This is a genomic window from Bradyrhizobium sp. HKCCYLRH3099 (assembly GCF_051167855.1).
In the GTDB taxonomy this organism is placed as follows: Bacteria; Pseudomonadota; Alphaproteobacteria; order Rhizobiales; family Xanthobacteraceae; genus Bradyrhizobium.
On sequence record NZ_JBNPTW010000001.1, the window covers coordinates 942,995 to 965,011 of the forward strand.

Here is a 22,017-nt window from a genome sequence, read left to right on the forward strand (position 1 = left end):
ATTTCCTGCGGCAGGTGCTACCCGCCGCCGCGTCTCGCAAGTCCTGAAAGGGTCAGATGCTCGCCTTCGCGCTTCGCCGAGCGATCCAGGCCATCGGCGTGATGATCGCCGTCGGAATCATCTCGTTCGCCATGTTCCGCTTCGCCGGCGACCCGGTGAACCAGCTGGTCGCCATCGATGCCTCGGCGGCGGAGCGCGCCAGCATCCGCGAATCCCTGGGTCTGGACGATCCTTTCATCGTGCAGTTCGGCCGCTATCTCTACAATGCGGCCCAGTTCAAGTTCGGCGTGTCCTACCAGTTCCGGCAGCCGGTCTCGGATCTCCTCAAGGAGCGGATGCCCGCGACGCTGGAGCTTGCGATCTGCGCGACCATCCTGTCACTCTTCTTCGGCATCCTCATGGGCGTGTTCTCGGCCCTGCGCCGGGACTCGCTGCTGGCCAAGCTGTTCCAGATGGTGTCGCTGATCGGCATCTCACTTCCGACCTTCCTGATCGGCATCCTCTTGATCTACCTGTTCTCGGTGACGCTCGGCTGGCTGCCCTCGTTCGGCCGCGGAGACGTCGTCAAGCTCGGCTGGTGGAGCAGCGGCCTGTTCACATTGTCGGGCTGGAAGGCGCTGATCATGCCCTCGATCACGCTCGGCCTGTTCCAGATGACCCTGATCATGCGGCTGGTGCGCGCCGAGATGCTGGAGGTGCTGCGCACCGACTACATCCGCTTCGCCCGCGCCCGCGGCCTCACCACCCGCGCCATCCATTTCGGCCACGCCCTGCGCAACACCCTGGTGCCGGTCATCACCGTGGTCGGCCTGCAGTTCGGCTCGGTCATCGCCTTCTCCATCATCACCGAGCAGGTGTTCCAATGGCCGGGCATGGGCCTCTTGTTCGTGCAGGCGGTGCAGAATGTCGACATCCCAATCATGGCGGCCTATCTGATGATGGTGTCGCTGATCTTCGTCACCATCAATCTCGTGGTTGATATCCTCTACACCGTGGTCGATCCGCGCCTGCGCGCGACCATCAGCCGTCCTGCCTGATCATGAGCGACGCAGCCCTGCCCCACCCCGCCCCCACCGAAGCGCCGCACAGAGCCGCGGATGGCTGGCTGAAGCGCGCGCTCGCCAGCGACCTGTTCTATTCGTTCCGGCGCTCCAAGCTGACCGTGGCGGCGGCCGTGATCACGCTCGTGTTCTTCCTGCTCGCGATCTTCGCGCCGCTGCTGTCGCCGCAGAACCCGTTCGATCCCGCGCAGCTGCAGCTGCTGAACTCGCGCATCTCGCCGCTATGGACCGCCGACGGGCAGAGCCCGTTCCTGCTCGGCACCGACGAGCAGGGCCGCGACGTGCTCTCGGCCATCCTCTACGGCCTGCGCATCTCGCTGCTGGTCGGCATTCTCGGCGTCGTGTTCTCCGGCGCGCTCGGCATTACGCTCGGTCTCGTCGCCGGCTATTTCGGCGGCCGCGTCGACACCGTGATCATGCGCATCGCCGATGTGCAACTCACCTTCCCGCCGATCCTGATCGCGCTGCTGGTCAACGGCATCGCCAAGTCGGTCTCCGGCAATCACCTGGAATGGCTGAGCATGCTGGGCGTTCTGGTGTTCGCCATCGGCCTCTCCTTCTGGGTGCAATATGCGCGCACGGTGCGCAGCTCCGTGATGGTCGAGAAGAACAAGGACTACGTCGCGGCAGCGCAACTGATCGGCCTGCCGGCGCCGGTCATCATGCTGCGCCACGTGCTGCCCAACACGACAGGCCCGGTGCTGGTCATCGCGACCATCAACCTGGCGCTCGCGATCATCACCGAGGCGACCTTGTCGTTCCTCGGTTCCGGCATGCCGGAGACGATGCCCTCGCTCGGCACCCTGATCCGGATCGGCAACAACTATCTGTTCGCCGGCGAATGGTGGATCGTCGCCTTCCCCGGCATCGCGCTGGCCGGGCTGATCCTGTCGATCAACCTGCTCGGCGACTGGCTGCGCGACGCGCTCAACCCGAAACTGCGATGACCCCGCTCCTGCGTATGAAGGTCTCAACCTCATGACCGCCCCCGTTCTGTCCGTGCGCAACCTGCAGGTCGAGTTCGAGACAAGGCGCGGCACCCTGCGCGCGATCGACGGCGTCTCCTACGACATCGCCAAGGGCGAGGTGCTCGGCGTGGTCGGCGAATCCGGCGCCGGCAAGTCGGTCACGGGCCTTGCCGTGATCGGCCTGATCGACCGTCCCGGCCGCATCTCCGGCGGCGAGATCCTGCTGTCCGGCCTGCGCATCGACAATCTCCCGCCGGAGGAGATGCGCAAGGTGCGCGGCAAGCGCATCGGCATGATCTTCCAGGACCCGCTGACCTCGCTCAATCCGCTGTACCGCGTCGGCGACCAGATCATCGAGACCATCAAGACCCACACCAATCTCACCGACCAACAGGCGCGCAAGCGCGCCATCGACCTGCTCGCCGAGGTCGGCATCCCCGCGCCCGAGAAGCGCATCGACGGCTATCCGCACGAATTCTCCGGCGGCATGCGCCAGCGCGTCGTGATCGCGCTCGCGCTGTGCGCCGAGCCCGAGCTGATCATCGCCGACGAGCCGACCACCGCGCTCGACGTCTCCGTGCAGGCGCAGATCATCTCGCTGATCAAGCGGCTCGGCCGCGACCACGGCACCGCCGTGATGCTGGTGACCCACGACATGGGCGTGATCGCCGAGACATGCGACCGCGTCGCGGTGATGTATGCCGGCCGCGTCGCCGAGATCGGCCCGGTTCAGGAGGTCATCAAGAACCCGCTGCACCCCTACGCCAAGGGCCTGATGGGCGCGATCCCGACTCTCGCGGGCGAGGACAAGCGGCTGGTGCAGATCCCCGGCTCGATGCCGCGGCTGTCGGCGATCCCCGCGGGCTGCTCGTTCAATCCACGTTGCAACGCCGCCTTCGACCGCTGCCGCATCGACAGACCCGATCCGCAGCAGCGGGGCACGCAGGCGGTCGCCTGCCATCTGTATGATCGCGCGACGGAGACCGCGGCATGAGCGATTTCGTCGAGGTCAAGGATCTCCGCCGGGTGTTCGACGTCTCGAAACCCTGGCTCAACCGCATGATCGAACGCCAGCCTCAGGAATTCCTGAAGGCGGTCGACGGCGTCAGCTTCGGCATCCGGAAGGGCGAGACCTTCGCGCTGGTCGGCGAGTCCGGCTCCGGCAAGACGACGGTCGCGCGCATGGTGGTCGGGCTGCTGGCGCCGACCTCTGGCGAGGTCATCATCGACGGCGTGTCGATGAGCGAAGCACGTCAGGCGCAGGCGCGGCGCAAGCTGCGCCGGCGCATTCAGATGGTGTTCCAGGATCCCTATGCCAGCCTCAATCCGCGCTTCCGCGTCGAGTCCATCATCGCCGAGCCGATCCGCGCCTTCAACGTGATCGAGGGCGAGCGCCAGATCAAGAACCGCGTCGGCGAGCTCCTGACGCTGGTCGGCCTGCATCCGGATGACGGCCAGAAATTCCCTCACGAATTTTCCGGCGGCCAGCGCCAGCGCATCGCGATCGCGCGCGCACTCGCCTCGGAGGCCGACTTCATCGTCTGCGACGAGCCGACCTCGGCGCTCGACGTATCCGTGCAAGCGCAGATCCTCAATCTGATGCGCGACCTGCAGGACAAGTTCGGCCTGACCTATCTGTTCATTAGCCACAATCTCGCGGTCGTCCGCCACATGGCGAGCCGCATCGGCGTGATGTATCTCGGCCGCATCGTCGAGATCGCGGAGGGGCGCCAGCTCTTCAACGATCCGCGCATGCCCTACACCAGGATGCTGCTCGGCGCGGTGCCGGATCTGTCGATGTCCGGCCGCCAGCGCATCCCGGTCAAGGGCGAGATCCCGAACCCGATCAATCCGCCGTCCGGCTGCACGTTCAATCCGCGTTGTCCGCTCGCGTTCGATCTGTGCCGGCAGAAGTCGCCGGAGTTGATCGGCGGCGTCGCCTGCCACGCAGTGAACCAGCCGGCAGCGACGGCCGTTCCGACGGCATCGGTTGCGTGAAGCGAGACGACGGAATTCAAATGGGTCGTCATTGCGAGGAGCGAAGCGACGAAGCAATCCAGGGGCGTCACCCACGGCCCTGGATTGCTTCGCTTCGCTCGCAATGACGGCGCGTAATTAGGACAGATCAAAACGCGCCATGAGCTTCATCAATCCCGATCCCTTCACCACCCGCCCCGAGATCGACGGCACCTTCGGCGTCGTCACGTCGACGCACTGGCTCGCGACCGCGGTCGGCATGGCGATGCTGGAGCGCGGCGGCAACGCGTTCGACGCCGGCGTCGCGGCCGCCTTTACCTTGCAGGTGGTCGAGCCGCATCTCAACGGCCCCGGCGGTGACGTGCCGATCATCCTGCACGATGTGAAGCGCGGACGCACCGAGGTGATCTGCGGCCAGGGCCCCGCACCGGCCGGCGCCACCATCGCGCACTACAAGCGCGAGGGCCTCGACATGGTGCCCGGCACCGGACTGCTCGCGGCCTGCGTCCCCGGCACCTTCGAGTCCTGGATGCTGCTGCTGCGCGACTACGGCACGATGCGGCTGCGCGACGTGCTGGAGCCGGCGATCTCCTATGCCCGCGACGGCTATCCGCTGGTCGAGCGCGTCTCGGCGACGATCCAGACCGTCGAGCAGTTGTTCAAGACGCATTGGCCGACCTCTGCAGCGCTGTATTTGCCGAACGGCGAGGTGCCGCGCCCGGGCACGCTGTTCACCAATCCCAAGCTCGCCGAGACCTACGCGCGGATCCTCAGCGAAGGCGAGAGCGCGGGCAGTGATCGCGACGCGCAGATCGAGCGCGCCCGCAAGGCGTGGTCGCAGTGCTTTGTTGCCGAAGCCATCGATCGCTTCTGCCGGACTCAGGAGGTGATGGACGTCTCGGGGTCGCGCCACAAGGGCGTGCTGACGGCCGACGACATGGCGCGTTGGCAGCCGACCATCGAGGCGCCGCTGACCTATCAGTATGGCCGCTACACCGTCTGCAAGGCCGGCGTCTGGAGCCAGGGCCCGGTGCTGCTGCAGCAGCTCGCGCTGCTCAAGGGCTTTGCGCTCGACGGCCTCGACCCGACCGGCCCCGATTTCATCCATTGGCAGATCGAGGCTGCGAAGCTCGCCTTCGCCGATCGCGAGGCGTTCTACGGCGATCCGAACTTTGCCGACATCCCGATCCAGACGCTGCTGTCGGATGCCTATAACGACGAGCGGCGCAAGCTGATCACGCAGAAGGCGTCGCTGGAACTGCGGCCCGGCAAGCTCGACGGCTACGGCGCCGAGGTGAAGCTGCGCGAGGCGGCAGGCAACCGCGAGGCGGTCGGCGCGATGGGTTCGGGCGAGCCGACCGTCGGCCGCTTCGGCGAGGTGCGCGGCGACACCGTGCATTTCGACATCATTGACCGCGACGGCAACATGATCTCGGCGACGCCGTCCGGCGGCTGGCTGCAATCCTCGCCGGTCATCCCCGAGCTCGGCTTCTGCCTCGGCACCCGCGCGCAGATGTTCTGGCTGGAGGAGAATCATCCGGCCGCGCTGGTGCCCGGCAAGCGGCCACGCACGACCTTGTCGCCGACCATGGCGCTGCGCGACGGCGAGCCCTACGTCGCCTGGGGCTCGCCCGGCGGCGACCAGCAGGACCAGTGGAACACGCAGTTCTTCCTGCGCCACGTCCATGCCGGCATGAACCTGCAGGAATCGATCGACGCACCCGCCTGGCACTCCGAGCATTTCCCGATCTCGTTCTGGCCGCGCACCGCGCGCCCCGGCGTGCTGGTGGTCGAGGGCCGCGTGCCCAAAGCCACTATCGAGGAGCTGCGCCGCCGCGGCCATGTCGTCGAAGTCGGCCCGGACTGGTCGGAGGGCCGCCTGACGGCCGCTTCGCGAGTCGGCCGCCGCCGCCGCGCCGCAGCCAATCCGCGGGGCATGCAGGGCTACGCCGCGGGACGCTGAGGGCCGACGATGACTTGGTCGATCATTGCCAAGGACGATGCCACCGGCCGGATCGGCATCGCTGTCGCCACGCGCTTCTTCGCCGTCGGCGCACGCGTGCCATTCATCGTCGCCGGTCGCGGCGGCATCGCCACGCAGGCGCTGGTCAATCCCTACTACGGCATCGACGGCGCGACGCTGCTGCGCGATGGCCGCCACCCGCGCGAGATCGTGCAGCTCCTCACAGCAGCCGATCCCGGCCGCGAGAGCCGGCAGGTTCACATCCTCGATCTCAACGGCCAGATCGCGGCGCATACCGGCCGCGACTGCATCGACTGGTGCGGCCATCTCGAAGGCCAGGGCTTTTCGATCGCCGGCAACATGCTCGCCGGCCCGCAGGTGCTGAACGAGACTGCGAACGCGTATCTCGCCAACAGCGCCCAGCCCTTCGCGCAGCGGCTGATCGCGGCGATGAGAGCGGGCGAGGCCGCCGGCGGCGACAAGCGCGGCAAGCAGTCGGCTGCGCTGCTGATCCACGGCAAGGACGAATGGTCGGAGCTCGACCTGCGCGTCGACGATCATCCCGATCCGCTTAGCGAGCTCGAACGGCTGGAGAGCGTGAGCCGCAGGCATTGGGCGGTGTTCCGCCAGTTCATGCCGACGCGCGACAACCCGGCCGGCGTCACCGATCGCGCAACGATCGATGCCGGCATCGCGGCGGCGCTCGCGAACCCGACTTGAGTTCCGGAAGGACCGCCTCTGAGCGGGGTTGGTATGGATAGTGCAACGACACTGGCTGCATTTCGTAGGGGACTTCATATGCTGAGGAAGAACTGGTGCTTGGCCGCTCTCGCGGCTGTTCTCATGGCCTCTTGCGCTGCTGCCGCGCAGGCGCAGACCACGTTGCGCATCGGCCTCGCCGAGGATCCCGACGTGCTCGATCCGACCATGGCGCGCACCTATGTCGGCCGCATCGTCTTCGCGGCGACCTGCGACAAGCTGTTCGACATCGACGAGAAGCTCAACATCGTGCCGCAACTGGCGCTGTCGCACGAGACCTCCGCCGATGGCAAGGAGGTCACGATCAAGCTGCGGCCGGGCGTGAAGTTTCACGACGGCGAGTCGTTCGATGCGGAGGCGGCGAAATTCTCGATCGACCGCCACCTCACCTTCCCTGGCTCGTTCCGCAAGCCGGAGCTGGCGTCAGTCGATCACGTCGATGTCGTCGATCCCCTGACCATCAAGCTCGTCCTGAAGGCGCCGTTCTCGCCGCTGATCGCCCAGCTCACCGACCGCGCCGGCATGATGGTGTCGCCGAAGGCGGCCAAGGAGGCCGGCGACAAGTTCGGCCTGCGCCCGGTCTGCGCCGGTCCGTACAAATTCGTCGAGCGCGTCCAGCAGGACCGCATCGTATTCGAGAAGTTCGCCGACTACTGGAACAAGGACAACGTCTTCATCGACAAGATCGTCTACCAGCCGATCGTCGATGCCACGGTGCGGCTGGCCAACCTGAAGTCCGGCGGCCTCGACCTGATCGAGCGCGTGCTCGCGACCGACATCAAGGACGTCCGCGCGGACTCCAAGCTCGCGCTGTCGACGGCGATCGAGCTCGGCTATCAGGGCATCACGCTCAACATCGGCAAGGACAAGGCCAAGGGGCAGCTCAGCCAGTCCGCCAAGGTGCGGCAGGCGCTGGATCTCGCGATCGATCGCGAGGCGCTGAACCAGGTGGTGTTCAACGGCGAGTTCATGCCGGGCAACCAGTGGGTCAATCCCTCGCATCCGTATTATCAGAAGGCGTTCCCGATCCGCGCGCGCGATGTCGAGAAGGCCAAGGCGCTGTTGAAGGAGGCCGGCGTCACGCCGCCGGTCGCGGTCGACTTCCTGGTGCCGAAGGGCGCCGAGACCGAGGCGGTCGCCCAAGTCGTGCAGTCGATGGCCGCCGAGGCCGGCTTCGACATGAAGATCCGGGTGACGGAGTTCGCGACCTCGCTGAAGCAGGCCGAGTCCGGCGACTATCAGGCCTACATGCTGTCCTGGAGCGGCCGCATCGATCCCGACGGCAACAGCTACGTCTTCATGCACAGCAGCGCGCCGCAGAACTACAGCGTCTGGGCCAATGCCGACGCCGACAAGGCGCTGAACGACGCCCGCCTCATCACCGACATGGCGCAGCGCAAGGCGCTGTACGAGAAGCTCGCCAAGCTCGAAATCGAGGAGGAGCCGATCCTCTACCTCTACCATCGCCGCATCCTGATTGCGCACACCAAGAAGCTCGAGGGCTACAAGCAGATGCCCGACGGCCTGGTGCGTCTGATCGGGCTGAAGCTGAAGTGAGCGGTCGGTTGGCCCCTGGTCATTGGGACGCGATGTCGGCGCTCCGCACTCGCTCTGCTCCCTCCCCCCTTGTGGGGGAGGGTTGGGGTGGGGGGTACCACGAACTCCCATCTCGCTTGGGGTCCCCCCCTCCCTGTCCCTCCCCCACAAGGGGGGAGGGAACGCTGGGGGCGCGACCGATTGCTAATCACCAACATCATGGTCGCTTGGCGAGAGCGTTGCCGGCGCCCCGCCCACGCTGCGCTCCCTCCCCCCTTGTGGGGGAGGGTTGGGGTGGGGGGTGCCACGCACTCCGATCTCCCGTGGAGTACCCCCCTCCCTGTCCCTCCCCCACAAGGGGGGAGGGAACGCTGGGAGCGCGACCGGCCTTTCATCGCACGCATGAGCATTGCGCCGCGAGGCCTGGCACATGCTGACCTTCCTCGCCCGCCGCCTCGCGCAGATCATCCCGACCCTGATCTTCGTCTCGATCCTGATCTTCTCGCTGCAGCAGCTGCTGCCCGGCGATCCCGCGCTCGTCATGGCCGGCGAGGAGCGTGATCCCGCGGTCATCGAGCAGATCCGCAAGCAGTATCGCCTCGACCAGCCCCTGCCCGTCCAATACGGCTACTGGATCAAGGGCGTTCTGTCCGGGGACTTCGGCGAGTCGCTCCGCATCAAGATGCCGGTGCGCGATCTCATCCTGCAGAAGCTGCCGGTGACGTTGCAACTCGCATCAATGGCGATCGTGATCGCGTTTCTGATCGGGATTCCCGCCGGCATCATCTCCGCGGTCAAGCGCGGCACCGCTTGGGACTACGCCGCCAATCTGTTCGCGCTGTGGGGCATCTCGACGCCGAACTTCTGGCTTGGGATCATGCTGATCTTCGTGTTCTCGATCCAGCTCGGCTGGCTGCCCGCCTCGGGCTATGTCTCGCTCGCCGAGGACTGGCGCGCCAGCCTCGCGGCGACGATCATGCCGGCCTTCGTGCTCGGCAACGCCATCGCCGCGATCCTGATGCGCCACACCCGCAGCGCCATGCTTCAGGTGCTGAGCAGCGACTATATCCGCACTGCGCGCGCCAAGGGCATTTCCGAACGCCAGGTCATCCTGCGCCACGCGCTGCGCAATGCGCTCACGCCCGTCATCACGCTCGGCGCGCTCGAACTCGGTACGCTGCTCTCCGGCGCCGTGCTGACCGAGCAGATCTTCTCCATCCCCGGCTTCGGCAAGCTGATCGTCGATGCCGTGTTCAACCGCGACTACGCCGTCGTGCAGGGCGTCGTGCTGGTCACCGCCACCGTCTATATCATGCTGAACCTGATCGCCGATCTCGCTTACGTCCTCGTCAATCCGCGGCTGAGGAGCTGACATGGCCGAGACCACGCTCTCAGCACCGGGCATCCGCACCCTCGCCCCGCTCGAGCGGCCGATCCAGCGTACCTGGCGCCGCCTCGTCAAGCGCAAGGGAGCGATGGTCGGGCTCGGCCTGATCGCAGCCTTCATCCTGCTCGCGATATCAGCGCCGCTGGTCGCGCCCTATGATCCGATCAAGACCAGCTGGGCGCTGGTGCGGAAAGCACCGTCGGCGGCGCATTGGTTCGGCACCGACGATCTCGGCCGCGACGTGCTGGCCCGCGTCATCTACGGCGCGCGTGCCTCGCTGATGGCCGGCGCGATCTCGGTCGTCATCGCGCTGGCGATCGGCGTCCCCATCGGCATGCTCGCGGGCTATCGCGGCGGCTTCATCGACGCCCTGATCAGCCGCATCACCGACGCGATGCTCGCCTGCCCGTTCCTGATCCTGGCGATCGCGCTCGCCGCGTTCCTCGGCCCGAGCCTCGGCAACGCGATGATCGCGATCGGCATCTCGGCAACCCCGATCTTCGTACGGCTCACCCGCGGCGAGGTGCTGAGCGTCAAGGTCGAGGAGTATGTCGAGGCCGCGCGCAGCGTCGGCGACACCGACTTGCAGATCGCACTCAGGCATATCCTGCCGAACATCATGCCGGCGCTGCTGGTGCAGGCAACCCTGTCGGTCGCCGCCGCCATCATCGCCGAGGCCGCGCTGTCGTTCTTAGGGCTGGGGCAGCAGCCGCCGGCACCGTCCTGGGGCAGCATGCTCAACGCCGCCCAGCGCTTCCTCACCAACGCGCCGTGGATGGCGATCTGGCCGGGGCTTGCGATCTTCCTGGTCGTGCTCTCGCTCAATCTGCTAGGCGACGGCCTGCGCGACGCGCTGGATCCGCAGCAGGAAGAGTGAGGCAACGCCGGCGCTTCACCCTCCGCCGTCGTCCCGGCCTCCGAGCCGGGACCCATAGCCACCGTCGGTCATTGTTGGGCGGAGAAGGTCACTCCGCGCCTGCCCCACACCACGGCCTGTGGTTATGGGTCCCGGCGTTCGCCGGGACGACACCGGGGGCGTTGAGAGACCTTCAAAACAAAACGGCGGCTGCCGGGGCAGCCGCCGTCAATGTCGTCAGACCAGACGCGTCCGATTACGCTGCCTTGTCCACGTCGTGGTCCGTCTCCGCATCGAACTGCGCGATCTCCTTGGCGCGCTGCGACTTGGCGGCGGCCTGGTGGTCGGTGGCGATGACGGTGTAGACGGCCGGCAGCACGAACAGCGTGAACAGCGTGCCGATCGACATGCCGGCGACGACGACGAGGCCGATCGAGAAGCGGCTGGCGGCGCCGGCGCCCGACGCCGTCAAGAGCGGGATCAGGCCGGTGACCATCGCGGCGGTCGTCATCAGGATCGGCCGCAGGCGGATGCGCGCGGAGGTCTCGATCGCCCTGCGGCGATCCATCCCTTCGCTCAGCTGCAGCTCGTTGGCGAACTCCACCATCAGGATGCCGTGCTTGGTGATCAGGCCCACCAGCGTGAGCAGACCGACCTGGGTGTAGATGTTCATCGTCGCGAGGCCGAAGAACAGCGGGATCAGCGCGCCGACGATCGCCATGGGCACGCTGATCATGATCACCAGCGGGTCGCGCAGACTCTCGAACTGCGCCGCCAGCACCAGGAAGATGATGATCAGCGCGAAACCGAAGGTGATGGCGAGCTGATTGCCCTCCTGGACGTATTGGCGGGCGTCGGCGAGATAGTCGTGGCTGAAGCCCGACGGCAGGTTCTTGGCCTGCTTCTCCAGGAAGTCGACCGCCTGGCCGACCGTGACGCCAGGCATCGGCACCGCCGAGAACGTCGCCGAGTTGAGCTGGTTGAAATGGGTCAGCGAGTTCGGATCGGTCGCGGTCTCGATGTTGACCACCGTCGACAGCGGCACCTGCTGGCCCGTCGCGCTCGCGACGTAGTAGCCGGCCAGCGAATCCGGCGACAGCCGCTTGTCGCGCGGCACCTGCGGAATCACCTGGTAGGAACGGCCCTCGAGGTTGAAGCGGTTGATGTAGTTGCCGCCGAGCAGCACCGCGAGCGTGTTGCCGATCGACTGCATCGTGATGCCAAGATCGCTCGCCTTGCTGCGGTTGATCCAGACCTTCACCACCGGCTGATTGAAATCGAGGTCGCTGTCGGAGACGATGAAGATGCCGCTCTTGCGCGCCGCGTCCTTCAGCTTGGCCATCTGCTCATAGACGGCCCGGAAACCGCTGGTCGAGCTGATCACCATCTGCACCGGCAAACCGCCGGGGCCGCCCGGCAGAGCCGGCAGGTTGAAGGCGAAGGCGTTGATGCCCTCGATCTTCGACAGCTCCGCCTGCACCAGCGGCTTCAGCTTGATCGAGGAGCGCGTGCGCTCGTCCCACGGCTTGAGCAGCATGCCGGCGAAGCCACCCTGCGGGCCCTGGATGCCGTTCAGGATGAAGCGCAGGTCGGTCTCGGGGAATTTCGCGAACGCCTTGTCGACCTTGTCGGTGTAGAAGTTGATGTAGTCGATATTGGCGTATTTCGGCGCCTTGGTGATCGAGAACACGATGCCCTGATCCTCCTCCGGCGCCAGCTCCTTGGACGTGTGCATGTAGAGGAAGCCGACCAGGCCGAGGATCGTGAGAGCGAACAGGCCGGTGACCGGCCGGTAGTCGAGCGAGCGGTCGAGCTGGCGGCCATACCAGTTGGTCATCGAACCGAACACGCGGTTGACGAGGCGCGCGAAGCGGCCCTCATCGGCGCTCTTGAGCAGCACCGAGCACATCATCGGCGACAGCGTCAGCGCGATGACGCCGGAGACGATGACCGAGCCCGCGAGCGTGAAGGCGAATTCGCGGAACAGCGAGCCGGTGAGGCCGCCGAGGAAACCGATCGGCGCGTACACGGCGGCGAGCGTGATGGTCATCGAGATGACCGGGCCGACGATCTCGCGCGCGCCCTGCAGCGCCGCCTGCACCGGTGTCTTGCCCTCCTCGAGATGGCGATGAATGTTCTCCACCACCACGATCGCATCGTCGACGACCAGACCGATCGCCAGCACCATGGCCAGCAGCGTCAGCAGGTTGATGGAGAAGCCGAGCGCCAGCATCAGCGTGCAGACGCCGATCAGGGACAGCGGGATCGTCACGACGGGGATGATCACCGAGCGCAGCGACGCCAGGAACAGGAAGATCACGATGATGACGATCAGCACGGCTTCGCCGAGCGTGTGCTCGACCTCGTCGATCGACGACTGGATGAACTTGGTGGAATCGTAGGCCACCTTCATCTTCATCGACGGCGGCAGATTGCGCTCGAGGTCGGGGAACAGCGCGCGCACGCCCTTGACGATGTTGAGCGGGTTGCCTTGCGGCGTGGCGTCGACGCCGATGAAGATCGCGCGCTCGCCGTTGAAGGCGACGCTGGCGTCGGTGCTCTGCGCCGCGAGCTCCACGGTCGCGATGTCCTCCATGCGGACGAAGCCGCCGTCCTTGGCCTTGACGATCATCCGCTTGAACTGGTTGACGTCGGTCAGGCCGGTATTGGTGGTGACGTTGGAGACGATGAAGTAGCCCTTGGACTGGCCGGCGGCGGACTGGAAGTTGTTGGCGGCGATCGCCTGCGCGACATCGGTCGGCGACACGTTGCGGCCGGCCATCTTCTCCGGATTGAGCCAGATGCGCATCGCGAAGGTCTGGCCGCCGAGAATGTTGGCGGCGGCGACGCCGTCGACGGTCGACAGCACCGGCTGCACCACACGCGTCAGATAGTCGGAGATGGCCGAGCCCGACAGCTCCTCGCTGGAGAAGCCGAGATACATCACAGAGGTCGTCTGACCCGTGCTCTTGGTGACGATCGGGTCGTTGGATTCCTTCGGAATGAGGTAGCGGACCGAGTTCACCTTGGCGAGCACCTCGGTGAGCGCCTGGTTCGGATCGAAGTTGAGCTTCACGAACACCTGGATGGTGCTGGTGCCCTGCACCGAGGACGAGGTGATGTAGTCGACGCCTTCGGCCGAGGCGACCGCCTGCTCCAGCGGCGTGGTGATGAAGCCCTGGATGAGGTCGGCGGACGCGCCGGGATAGACGGTCGTGACGTTCACGACCGTGTTCGACAGTTTCGGATATTGCCGGATCGGCAGCTCGAACGCGGCGCGCAGGCCGAGCAGCAGGATGAGCATGCTGACCACGACGGCCAGAACCGGACGCTTGATGAAGATATCGGTGAAACGCATCGCGGCAATCCCGTCAGCAGACGTCAGATGAGGACCGAACGGGCCGCCTGCTCGCGGCGGCCCGGCTTTGGCTCAGAGGTTCGCTCAGTAGCGCGGCGGCTTCGCCGGCACCGGCGGCGGCGGATCGGTCGAGATCGCAACCGCGGCGCCCGACTGGATCTTGAGCTGGCCGACGGCAACGACGCGGTCGCCCTCCTTCAGACCCTTCAGGATCACGGCGCGGCCGTTGATGCGGTCGCCGGTCTGCACATAGGTGCGGTCGGCCGTCAGCGTGACCTTGCCGTCGTCGGCCTTCTTCTCGTTGATGACGAACACGGAGTCGCCATACAGCGTGTAGTCGACCGCGGTCTCCGGCACCGTCAGCACCGGCGGCTTGTCCGGCAGCACCACGGTGGTGGTCGCGAACATACCGGGCTTGAGGATGTGCTCGGGATTGGCGATCGTCGCCTGCACGCGGATATTGCGCGTGTCGGTCGCGATCTGCGGCTCGATCGTGGTGATCTTGCCCTCGAAGGTCTTGCCCGGATAGGCGTCGACGCCGATGCGCACGGTCTGCCCGACCTTGAGCTGGCCACTGTCCTTTTCGGTCACCGTGAAGTTGACCCAGAGCTGCGACAAATCGGTGAGCGACACGATCTGCGTGCCGGCCGACAGATACTGGCCGACCTCGACCTTGCGGACGCCGAGATCGCCGTCGAACGGCGCGCGCACCAGCTTCTGCGCGATCAGCGCCTCGGTCTTGGCGACGCCCGCCTGCGCCTGGTCGTAGGCAGCCTGGGCCTGGTCCACGGTCGCCTGCGGGCCGAACTGGCGCGAGGCGAGCTGCTTGGCGCGGTCCAGCGAGAGCTGCGCCACCGTGACCTGGGCCTTGTAGTTGGCGAGATCGCCCTGCTCCGGCGCGTCGTAGAGCTGCACCAGCGGCGTGCCCTGCTTCACCGTCGTACCCGGCGTGAACATGATCTCGGTGATGCGGCCGGAGGCGTCCGAGGTGACATTGACCTGGTGCACGGCGGCGAGGTCGCCGACGGCGGTCAAAAGGTTCGGCACGGTCTCCGTCGACGCCGTGGCGGCGGTGACGTTGAGCGGCGGCGGCTTCATGTTGGCGAAGAACTGCGCGATCATCTTGTCGCGGAACATGTTGAACCACACGAAGCCGCCGACCAGCGCCGCGAGCAGAGTGCCGACGATGATGAACCACAGCACCGGGCGGGTGCGCTTGCGCGGCTTGTCGTCGATCGGCTTGCCTGAGAGCTTGGGTTCCGTCGCAATGTTCATGTCATGCACTTTCTGCCGTCGCCGGCCGGGCCGGAGGTTGCGACAATTCGTGATCGAGATGGTACGCAATGGCGGCGTCGGTCACTCCGATGCCGCGCAGGATGAACTCACTGAGCTGGCGCTCGAGGCGATCAGCGGTTCCATAGGCCAGACACGGTGTCGAGGGAAGCCGGGTCAGAGCCGTCATCAACACGGTGTGGTGCGCGAACCAGAACAGGTCGAGCGGCGCCGCCCCGAGCCTCACAGCCTCACCACACCCAATCGCGCTTTCCAGGGAGTTAACGAACTGGGCGCCGATCAGATCATGGATCTTCGTATACAGCAGCCGGGCGAATTCGCCATCGTCGAGATGGCTCGACGCCATCAGCCGCAGCCGCTGCTCCTCTTCCTCGTTGGGTCCGTCGGCGATGCCGAGGAAGTGCTGGACCATGCCGGCCATCAGCTTGACCAGCGTGGCGGTCGAAGGTTCCTGCCCGAGCAGCATCTCGAAGTCAGGGTCCGCCTCGCACTCCTCGGTGAGGATCTCGGCATAGAGCGCAGCCTTCGACGCAAAATGCTTGAACAGCAACGCTTCGGAGATTGCCGCCGCCGCAGCGACGCTCTTGGTCGTCGTACCGGCATAGCCATGTCGCGCGAAGCAGCGTTTGGCCGCGCCGAGGATCAGTTGCCTCCGGAGATCGCTTGTCATGCGCAAACTGGACATCGCCCGTGAGTAAATACTCACTTGATCCATGTCAAGAAACATGCCGCGGCGCAGCGGAAACGGTTGGCCAAGTATTTGATTCGTTGGAAACAAAGCGTCCGCGCCGGAGGCAATAATGTACCTTTGCATCAAGGCGGTTCTGCGGCACGCCCCGGTGGTGCGTGGACAGGCTCACACCGTCAGGCGGATTTTCTTCCCCCGCCGGCCGTGCGACGGTCGCGTCAACAAACCAGAATCGGCCGGGAGAACCAGGGATGACCGACGACGCCGCGCTCGCCGACGATTTCGACCTCGAACGCCTGACGCCTGCGTTCTACACCGATCCCTACCCCACCTATCGCGCGCTGCGCGAGCATGCGCCGGTCAAGCGCCTGCGCAACGGCTCCTACTTCCTCACCCGCTACGATGATCTCGTCACCGCCTACAAGGTGACGAAGACGTTCTCGTCCGACAAGAAGCGCGAGTTCGCGCCGAAATACGGCTCGTCGCTGCTCTACGAGCACCACACCACGAGCCTGGTCTTCAACGATCCCCCGGCGCATACGCGCGTCCGCCGCCTGATCATGGGCGCGCTGTCGCCGCGCGCGATCGCCGAGATGGAGCCTGCGCTGATCGCGCTCGTCGACGGGCTGCTCGACCGGATCGTCGCAAAAGAGACGTTCGAGCTGATCGAGGATTTTGCCGCGGCGATCCCGATCGAGGTGATCGGCAATCTGCTCGGCGTGCCGCATGAGGAGCGCGCTCCCTTGCGGGACTGGTCGCTCGCCATCCTCGGCGCGCTGGAGCCGGTGCTGACGCCCGCGCAGTTCGCCCGCGGCAACCAGGCTGTCGGCGATTTCCTCGCCTACCTCGAAACGCTCGTCGCGCGCCGCCGCGCGGCGCCGGGCAATCCGGAGCGCGACGTGCTGACGCGGCTGATCCAGGGCGAAGCCGACGGCGAGCGTCTCAGCGAGAAGGAGCTGCTGCACAACTGCATCTTCCTGCTCAATGCGGGCCACGAGACCACGACCAATCTGATCGGCAACGGCCTCGTGCTGCTGTGCCAGCATCCGGGAGAGCGGCGAAAGCTGATCGAGGCGCCGGCCTTGATCCGCACCGCCGTCGAGGAGATCCTGCGCTACGAAAGCTCCAACCAGCTCGGCAACCGCATGACGACAGAGGCCGTCGAACTCGGCGGCGTCAGGCTCGACGCCGGCACCTCCGTCACGCTCTGCATCGGCGCCGCCAACCGCGACCCCGCCCAGTTCGACGACCCCGAACGCTTCGACATCACCCGTCTCGCCAACCGCCACCTCGCCTTCGGCACCGGCGCGCATCAATGCGCCGGCATGGCGCTGGCGCGGCTGGAGGGCGCGGTGGCGATCGCGCGGTTTGTGAACCGGTTTCCGAACTATCAGCTCGCAGGCGAGCCGGTGCGCGGCGGGCGGGTCCGGTTTCGCGGGTTTGCGAGCGTGCCGTGTGTGGTTGAGGGGTAAGGAAGATCGCAGTAGCCCCCCCAAATGCGCTCGGTCCCGAGCCGATATCGCCAGCTATTCGGCTCGGTGTCATTCCGGGGCGCGCGCAGCGCGAGCCCGGAATCCATAACCACAGGATGCCGTGTGAGGCACGCACGGAGTTGCCAGCTCGCCTGACGACATCGCTCCGTGGCTACGGATTCCGGACTCATTCGCGCTGTTCCAAAATGGCTACGCCATTTTGCGCGCGAATGCCCCGGAATGACGAACTCTCTAAGAACGTCGCTGCGGCGAATTGCAGAACACGATCCCTTACCTGCACCGCATTCGACGTGCGTCAAAACAGATTGTTCAGGAACCAGCTCAAGGACATCACCCGTCCAGTCCGTCCAGCTGCAAAAACTACTTTCTTTTTTCCAGAAATTATGATTGTATATCCCCATCCCGTCTCACAAGAGGGACGCTTCGCGGTCGTCACGAACGTCGAGGCGGGATGCGGTGGGCGTGTTGGTGCTGCGGCGTGGGTGTCCACCCGGACGAACAGCATCGATGCGCACGGTCAAGTCGCGTGGTCCTGACACCCCGATGCTGGTGTCCAGCGCAATGCGCGCAAGCGCATTGTCGCGATACGGTGGCCAGAAAGCCCGGCGCACCGGGGAGAGCGCGAAGCAGCCGTCAAACCATCGCGCGGGGAATGCCGGGTGTTTCTCGGCTGAACCTGTGGTTCCTGCCGCCTGCATTTTTTCCGCAGGCGGGCCATGGGTGCGGCCAGCGCCCGGCATTCCCCGTGCCCTCTTTTGGAAGAGGGCAGGACGAAGCGCAAAGCTCGGACGCGAAACGCGTTGCGAGATGGTAACCGCATGTCTCACAACGGCCATTACAAGTCTCACCGCCGTGATCACCGCTCTCACCACCGTCATTGCGAGCGCAAGCGAAGCAATCCAGGACCACACGCGTGACCCTGGATTGCTTCGTCGCTTCGCTCCTCGCAATGACGCGGAGAGAGATGGGCTCAAAACACCGCGTGGTCGCCGCGCTCCGCCGCGGCCTCGCCGCGGATCAGCTTGGCGTAATAGTCGAACAGCGTGTCGGAGCCAGTCGACGGCGTGTCATCGGCGTCGTAGCGGCCGGTGGCGGGGTCGAGCACCAGCATCGATTCCGTCGCGTAGTAGCGGCCGATGCGGGCGAGTTCGGCTTTGTCGGCCAGCCGCGGCACGATCCGCCTGGCGACGTCGAGCCCTCCGATGATGACGTCGAGCAGCGCCACCGGCACGCGGCGGATGATCGGCTTGCGGCCGAGCAGCGCGAACAGATGCTCCGCTTGATCGAGCGGCGTGATCGCAGGTCCCGGGCCGCCGATCGGCAGAACCTTGTTCCAGCGGCTCTCGTCATCGAGACAGCCGGAAAGATAGTCGCCGAGATCGGCGTCGCTGATCGGCTTGCACGCGGTCAAACGGCCGTCGCCGAACACGAGATAGGGCCGGCCCTGCTGCACGCGAGCGACCTGCCCGGACAGCGACTTGAAGAACGCGGTGGGACGGACAATCGAATAGGTCAGGCCCGCTGCCATCAATTTCGCTTCGAACGCCAGCTTGGCCTGCTGGAACGACAGCAGCGGCTTCTGCACGCAGATGGCGGACAGCAGGACGAAGTGCGTGACGCCGGCCTCGCGCGCGGCGTCCAGCACGTTCACATGGGCCTGATAGTCGATCGCTTGCGCCTCCCTCGGAACGCCGGTTCGCGACGCCATGCAGGACATGACGGCGTCGAAATGCTCACCGCAAAAGCCGTCGCGCGCGAGCGAGCCGGGATCGGTGACGTCGCCGGTTCGCACGGTGGCGCCCGGGATCGTGATGGCCTCGCTGCGCGGGCGGACGAAGCAGACCACCTTGTGCCCGCGCGCGAACAGCGCGCGCACGGTGGCACGGCCGATCGTCCCGGTGGCGCCGAGCATGAAGATGCGGCGCGGACGGAACACGGCGGCTGCGGGATCAGACGAGGACATCATCGGCGGGAACGGCTCCGAGACCTGCGTCGAACTATATTACGCGCAGTCGCCCTGGGATGCAGCCGATCTCGCAATGGGCATCCTCCTCACGCGCGCTGGGAGGCCGATATGCGCTCGTCTCTCACCACGTCGTCATGGCCGGGCTCGTCCCGGCCATCCACGTCGTCCGGCACGCTGAGAACGACGTGGATGCCCGGGACAAACCCGGGCATGACGGAGTAACAAATGAGCAGGATCGCTCGCCCGCACGGCTGCGTATCGCACTGCAATCTCTCCATGAACACGCCCGTTGGCGTGTTCATGGTCCAGTGTGCAGAGCCGCCCCGGCTGTTGACCCTCATGGTGAGGAGCGACGCGCCGAGCACGCCGATAAAGGGCAATGTAGTCAGGCGCGGAGCGTCTCGAACCATAAGGCCCCGGTCGTGGGCCTCGCCCTTCGAGACGACCGCCTGCGGCGGTCTCCTCAGGGTGAGGGTCGAGGGCTGCGGCGTGGGGAGTCAAGCATGCTCAATCGAACTCGATGCGACAGCGCCTGAACGCGCGTCAGGGCAGGCTCGGAGGCTGCGGCCGCACCGAACCAGCTCACTCCGCCGCCTGCGGCGTCTTCTCCAGGATCAGCGTATGAATCCCGCAGGTGCCGCTGTAGAGGCTCATCACCCGCGTCCCCGGCTTGCGCCCTGCCCGTGGCTCGGACACCTGCAAACCTGCAGCGAGCAGCCGTGCCCGCGTGGCCTCGATGTCGGCGACACGCCAGCTCAGGCCCCACAGCTTGTCGTTGGCCTTGTCGTTGCCGGCGACCGGCCGCTTCACCACCTCGACGATCAGATCGCCGCAGCGGAAGAACATCAGCTGGCCCCATTCCTGGTGGCTGCGGTCGAGCGCCATGTCCAGGCCAAGCCTTGCGCCATAGAGCGCAGCGGCGCGTTCGGGGTCCTCGGTGGAGACCACGATGTGATCCAGGCCGAGCACCGCGGAGTCGGCGGTTGTCTCCGAGGCCGGACGCGGCCCCGCAAGCTCGAGGAAGAACATGCGCACGCCACGGGTGAGATCGGTCATGGCGCGCGTGCGCTTCCAGTGCAAAGTCTGGCCGGTCACGCGGTCGGTGCTGTCGACCTCGGCGATCGGATCCGGCTTCAGCGCCACGCGTTCGAGCCGGCGATGCATCTTGCCGATGTCGATGGTCGCGAAGCAGATGCTGGCGAGGCCCTCACCCCAGATCTTGATGACGTTGCGGATGCGGTCGGCGGCGGGGCCCTGCCCCGACGGCGCCATCAGCTCCAAGGTCATGTTGTCGAGCGTGAACAGCACGCGGTCGGCGCCCTCGCCCGAATTTTGCCACGACGGCTTGCGCGCCAGCAGCGTCTCGAACGCGGCGCTGCCGGCCTTGATGTCCTCGAGCAGGACGACGACGTGGTCGAGACCGGTGATCACGGGAACAGCCCTCGCGTGTTCTTGGCGTTGCGAACCTTCTCGACGCCGATCGCCATCGCCGCCGTCCGATGGGAGATGTCGTCGGCCTTGGCGCGTGCGACCATCCGCTCGAAGGCGCGGTCGAGGATCTGGTACTCGCGCCGCGTCACCTCGTCCTCCTCCCAGAACAGCTGCTGCAAATCCTGCACCCATTCAAAGTAGCTGACGATGACGCCGCCGGAATTGCAGAGAATGTCGGGAATGAGAAAGATCTCGTCGCGGCGCTGGTCGAGCACCAGATCGGCATCCGGCGTGGTCGGACCGTTGGCGGCCTCCGCCAGGACGCGGCATTTCAGCTTGGCTGCCACCTTGGCGTCGATGACACGCTCGACCGCCGCCGGCACCAGGATGTCGCAGGCGAGCGTGAGGATTTCGTTCGGGTCGAAAGCGAGTTCGGAGGAGAAGCCAGCGATGCTGCCGCGCGCGCTCGCGTACTCCATCAGCTTGGGGATATCGAGGCCGCGCGGGTCGTGGAGCGCGCCGGTATGATCGCTCACCGCAATCACCTTCATGCCCATCTGGTGAAAGCCGAGCGCGGCATAGGAGCCGACATTGCCGAAGCCCTGTATCACCGCAGTAGATTTGGCGGGATCGATGCCCAGGAGGTCCATGACCCGGCGCGACGTATGGGCGACACCCCGCCCCGTCGCCTCGCGGCGACCGAGCGTGCCGCCGGAGAATACCGGCTTGCCGGTGACGATCTCGGTCACGGTCTGGCCCTGGTACATGGAGTACGTATCCATGAACCACGCCATCACCTGTTCGTTGGTGCCCATGTCCGGCGCCATCACGTCGGTGTGCGGGCCGACGAAGGGAATCATCTCCTGCATGTAGCGGCGCGACAAGGACTCCAGCTCGCGCCGGGAGAGTTTCGACAGATCGACATTGACGCCGCCCTTGGCGCCGCCATAGGGCAGCCCCACCAGCGCGCATTTCCAGCTCATCCAGATCGCGAGCGCGGCAACCTCGCCGATATCCACGGTCGGCGCAAAGCGGGTGCCGCCCTTGGTTGGCCCCATGGTCAGGAGATGCTGGACGCGGTATCCCTCGTAGACGGCAATGGTGCCGTCGTCCTTGTGGATCGGACACGAGACGGTGATCGCCCGCTTGGGCAGCAGCAGCCGGTCGCGCTCGTCGCCTGGGATGCCAAGATGGTCGGCAATCACGTTGAACTGATTGGTCGCCATCTCGAAGACCGGACCCGCATAGACAGTCATCTTCCACTCCCGAATCTGCTCCTGC

General features: G+C 66.0%; 16 protein-coding genes. 10 read left to right on the top strand and 6 right to left on the bottom strand.

Annotation, left to right across the window (positions count from 1 at the left end; all coding sequences use genetic code 11):
* The first annotated feature begins 56 nt into the window (after positions 1-56).
* The 9 genes from ACQR1Y_RS04395 (at position 57) to ACQR1Y_RS04435 (ending at position 10,528) form a co-directional block, all read left to right on the top strand.
* Complete coding sequence (locus ACQR1Y_RS04395) at positions 57-1,037, top strand: ABC transporter permease (protein ID WP_434862067.1); 981 nt, start codon at positions 57-59, stop codon at positions 1,035-1,037.
* 2 nt (positions 1,038-1,039) lie between these two features.
* Positions 1,040-2,008, top strand: coding sequence for an ABC transporter permease (locus tag ACQR1Y_RS04400; protein WP_434875275.1), 969 nt, complete (start codon positions 1,040-1,042; stop codon positions 2,006-2,008).
* 31 nt (positions 2,009-2,039) lie between these two features.
* Positions 2,040-3,023, top strand: coding sequence for an ABC transporter ATP-binding protein (locus tag ACQR1Y_RS04405; RefSeq protein ID WP_434875274.1), 984 nt, complete (start codon positions 2,040-2,042; stop codon positions 3,021-3,023).
* The gene (locus ACQR1Y_RS04410) at positions 3,020-4,027 is read left to right on the top strand and encodes an ABC transporter ATP-binding protein (RefSeq protein ID WP_434875273.1); all 1,008 of its coding nucleotides are present in this window, start codon (positions 3,020-3,022) and stop codon (positions 4,025-4,027) included. The genes ACQR1Y_RS04405 and ACQR1Y_RS04410 overlap by 4 nt, the downstream gene beginning before the upstream one ends.
* A gap of 139 nt (positions 4,028-4,166) precedes the next feature.
* The gene (locus ACQR1Y_RS04415; RefSeq protein ID WP_434875272.1) at positions 4,167-5,969 is read left to right on the top strand and encodes a gamma-glutamyltransferase family protein; all 1,803 of its coding nucleotides are present in this window, start codon (positions 4,167-4,169) and stop codon (positions 5,967-5,969) included.
* A gap of 9 nt (positions 5,970-5,978) precedes the next feature.
* Positions 5,979-6,689: a DUF1028 domain-containing protein gene (locus tag ACQR1Y_RS04420; protein WP_434875271.1), complete on the top strand. Its 711-nt coding sequence runs from the start codon at positions 5,979-5,981 to the stop codon at positions 6,687-6,689.
* A gap of 123 nt (positions 6,690-6,812) precedes the next feature.
* Positions 6,813-8,285, top strand: a complete 1,473-nt coding sequence (locus ACQR1Y_RS04425; RefSeq protein ID WP_434875270.1) for an ABC transporter substrate-binding protein — start codon at positions 6,813-6,815, stop codon at positions 8,283-8,285.
* A gap of 409 nt (positions 8,286-8,694) precedes the next feature.
* Positions 8,695-9,636 (top strand): ABC transporter permease, encoded by a 942-nt coding sequence (locus ACQR1Y_RS04430; RefSeq protein WP_434862073.1) that lies wholly within the window; start codon positions 8,695-8,697, stop codon positions 9,634-9,636.
* A 61-nt stretch (positions 9,637-9,697) separates the two neighbouring features.
* A complete protein-coding gene (locus ACQR1Y_RS04435; protein WP_434875603.1) occupies positions 9,698-10,528 on the top strand; it encodes an ABC transporter permease in 831 nt (276 codons plus the stop codon).
* A 235-nt stretch (positions 10,529-10,763) separates the two neighbouring features.
* Here ACQR1Y_RS04435 and ACQR1Y_RS04440 read toward each other — a convergent pair whose 3' ends face one another.
* The 3 genes from ACQR1Y_RS04440 to ACQR1Y_RS04450 all read right to left on the bottom strand — a co-directional run bounded on the left by ACQR1Y_RS04440 (position 10,764) and on the right by ACQR1Y_RS04450 (position 15,828).
* Complete coding sequence (locus tag ACQR1Y_RS04440) at positions 10,764-13,865, bottom strand: MexW/MexI family multidrug efflux RND transporter permease subunit (protein WP_434875269.1); 3,102 nt, start codon at positions 13,863-13,865, stop codon at positions 10,764-10,766.
* Between the two features lie 84 nt (positions 13,866-13,949).
* The gene (locus ACQR1Y_RS04445; RefSeq protein WP_434875268.1) at positions 13,950-15,140 is read right to left on the bottom strand and encodes an efflux RND transporter periplasmic adaptor subunit; all 1,191 of its coding nucleotides are present in this window, start codon (positions 15,138-15,140) and stop codon (positions 13,950-13,952) included.
* A gap of 1 nt (position 15,141) precedes the next feature.
* A complete protein-coding gene (locus tag ACQR1Y_RS04450) occupies positions 15,142-15,828 on the bottom strand; it encodes a TetR/AcrR family transcriptional regulator (protein ID WP_434862097.1) in 687 nt (228 codons plus the stop codon).
* A gap of 269 nt (positions 15,829-16,097) precedes the next feature.
* On the opposite strand from ACQR1Y_RS04450, the gene ACQR1Y_RS04455 reads away from it, so the two are divergent.
* Positions 16,098-17,318, top strand: coding sequence for a cytochrome P450 (locus ACQR1Y_RS04455; protein WP_434875267.1), 1,221 nt, complete (start codon positions 16,098-16,100; stop codon positions 17,316-17,318).
* A gap of 991 nt (positions 17,319-18,309) precedes the next feature.
* Here the strand turns inward: ACQR1Y_RS04455 and ACQR1Y_RS04460 are convergent.
* The 3 genes from ACQR1Y_RS04460 to ACQR1Y_RS04470 all read right to left on the bottom strand — a co-directional run bounded on the left by ACQR1Y_RS04460 (position 18,310) and on the right by ACQR1Y_RS04470 (position 21,992).
* A complete protein-coding gene (locus tag ACQR1Y_RS04460) occupies positions 18,310-19,251 on the bottom strand; it encodes an NAD(P)H-binding protein (protein WP_434875602.1) in 942 nt (313 codons plus the stop codon).
* A 636-nt stretch (positions 19,252-19,887) separates the two neighbouring features.
* The gene (locus tag ACQR1Y_RS04465; protein ID WP_434875266.1) at positions 19,888-20,736 is read right to left on the bottom strand and encodes a VOC family protein; all 849 of its coding nucleotides are present in this window, start codon (positions 20,734-20,736) and stop codon (positions 19,888-19,890) included.
* On the bottom strand, positions 20,733-21,992 hold the full coding sequence (locus tag ACQR1Y_RS04470) for a Glu/Leu/Phe/Val family dehydrogenase (protein WP_434875265.1): 1,260 nt from the start codon (positions 21,990-21,992) through the stop codon (positions 20,733-20,735). The genes ACQR1Y_RS04465 and ACQR1Y_RS04470 overlap by 4 nt, the downstream gene beginning before the upstream one ends.
* Positions 21,993-22,017: the final 25 nt, after the last annotated feature.